The sequence below is a fragment of the Actinomadura roseirufa genome, from assembly GCF_900659635.1.
GTDB classification, from domain to species: domain Bacteria; phylum Actinomycetota; class Actinomycetes; order Streptosporangiales; family Streptosporangiaceae; genus Spirillospora; species Spirillospora roseirufa.
This window is the reverse complement of record NZ_CAACVB010000525.1, coordinates 1-2256: the sequence shown is the minus strand read 5'-3', so window position 1 is coordinate 2256 and position 2256 is coordinate 1. Positions and strand designations below refer to the sequence as shown.

Genomic DNA, 2256 nt, shown 5'->3' with positions numbered 1-2256 from the left:
GCCGAGGCCGCGCTGCGCCTCATCGCGTCCCGGCACGGCGCCGCGGCGACCGCCGAGGCGGCCCGCGTCCACGGCGACGCGGCGGCGGAGGCCCTGACGGCGCTGCTGTCGGCCGACCCGCTAAAGCTCCTGCCCGCGAAGGTCCCCGTGGTCGGCGACTGGGCCGATCCCCGCCTGCTGCCGCAGCTCGTCCTGCGCGACCGGGCCCGCGCGCTGCCGCTCGCCGCGACCGGGCACGTCCTGACGATGCTCGCGATGTCCAAGCCCGGCGACGTCTACGCGGGCGTCGGCGTCGTGCGGGAGCTGTGCGACGCCGAGTCCCTGGCGGAGTTCGGCTGGGCGCTGTTCCGCTGCTGGGAGGCCAACGGCGCCCCGTCCGCCGACAGCTGGGCGCTGACCCAGCTCGGCATGCTCGGCGACGACGAGACCGTCCGCCGCCTCGCCCCCCGGATCCGCGCCTGGCCCGGCGAGGACGGCCACGCCAGGGCGGTGATCGGCCTGGACGTCCTCGCCGCCCTCGGCTCCGACGTCGCGCTGGCGCATCTGAACGGCATCGCCCAGCGGGTGCGCTACAAGGGGCTCCGGACGCGCGCCCAGCAGAAGATCGAGGAGGTCGCCGCCGCGCTGGGGCTGACCGCCGACCGGCTCGCCGACCGCCTCGTGCCCGACCTCGGCCTGGACGCGGACGGCACCCTGACGCTCGACTACGGCCCGCGCCGCTTCGTCGTCGGCTTCGACGAGCAGCTGCGCCCCTACGTCACCGGCGAGGACGGCGCGCGCCGCAAGGCCCTCCCCAAACCCGCCGCCAAGGACGACCCGGCGCTGGCCCCCGCCGCCCACAAGGCGTTCACCGCGCTCAAGAAGGACGCCCGTGACGTCGCCGCCGATCAGCTGCGCCGCCTGGAGACGGCGATGGTGACGCGCCGCCGCTGGTCCGCGGCGGAGTTCCGCGACCTGCTCGCCGCGCATCCGCTGGTACGGCACATCGTCCGGCGGCTGGTGTGGCTGGCCGACGGCCCGGCGGGGACGGCGGCGTTCCGCGTCGCCGAGGACGGCACGTACGCCGACGCGGGCGACGACGCGTTCGCGCTTCCCGCCGACGCGGCCGTGGGCGTCGCGCACCCGATCGATCTCGGCGCCGATCTGCCGTCCTGGGGGGAGATCTTCGCCGACTACGCGATCCTGCAGCCGTTCGCGCAGCTCGGGCGGCCCGTCCGCACACTCGCCGGAGACGAGCGCGGCGGTACCCGGCTGGAGCGGTTCGAGGGCGTCACCGTCCCGGTCGGCGCGGTCCTCGGCCTGACCAGGCGCGGCTGGGAGCGCGGCGCCCCGCAGGACGCGGGCATCGAGGGCTGGATCTCCCGTGGCCTGCCCGGCGGCCGGCGCCTCGTCATCGACCTCGATCCCGGCATCGTCGTCGGCGTCCCCGACATGATGCCGGACCAGACCCTCCGGGCCGTCACCCTCGTCCCCGACACCGAGACCCGCCGCCCGCCCGGCACCACGTCCCCGCGACCCGGCGCTCTGGCGCTCGGTGACCTGGACCCCGTCACCATCTCGGAGGTCCTCGCCGACCTCGCGGCCCTGACCGGCAGGGAGTAGCCCTGATGACCACCGTTCCCGAGGCCCTGCTCGCTCCTCTGACACCGCCTCCCGCGCCTGCCCCGCAGGACGACATCGTGCCGGGGCTCGTGGCGCCCTCCGACCGTCTCCTTTGCTGGGAGCCGGGGGAGAAGGCCGAGTGGGAGGCCACCGGGCCCGCCGCCCCCTGCACCCCCGAGGCGCTCGAAGACGCCCTCAGCGCGTACGCGGCGGGCTTCCGCGACGACCGCCGCCTGGCCGTCCTGTTCGCGGGGGCTCCCGAGGACGCCGTCCGCCCGCACCTGGCCGGCTGGCGGCCCGAGGGCTGGGACATGGCCGAACCGCTCAAGCCCGTCGTCGCACGCTTCGGCCTCGACGCCCGCGACGCGGCGCTGCACGCGGCCACGGCCCGGCGGGACGCCGCCGCGATCCTCTTGCCGTTCCTGGACGCGGAGGTGGCACTGCTGATGGCGCGCTGGGCGCATCGCGCGCCGACGACCCGGGACCTGACCGAGGCGTGGTTCGGCCGGCACGGGACCGCCGCCGTGCCGCTCCTGACGCCCGCCGCGCTGGGAGGGAAGCCGGGGCGGCGCCGCGACGCCGTGCACGCGCTGCGCCTGATCGCCGTGTCCCGCGGTCCCGGGCCGGTCGCCGAGGCCGCCGCGCCGTACGGCC

At 77.0% G+C, this 2256-nt stretch carries 2 protein-coding genes; both read left to right on the top strand.

The features are described from left to right. The coding region (locus E1291_RS41095; protein WP_131743426.1) for a DUF4132 domain-containing protein at positions 1 to 1602 on the top strand (1602 nt) is incomplete at its 5' end. 5 nt (positions 1603 to 1607) lie between these two features. Further along, positions 1608 to 2256: hypothetical protein (locus tag E1291_RS41090; RefSeq protein WP_207401259.1), on the top strand; the 649-nt coding region annotated here is incomplete at its 3' end.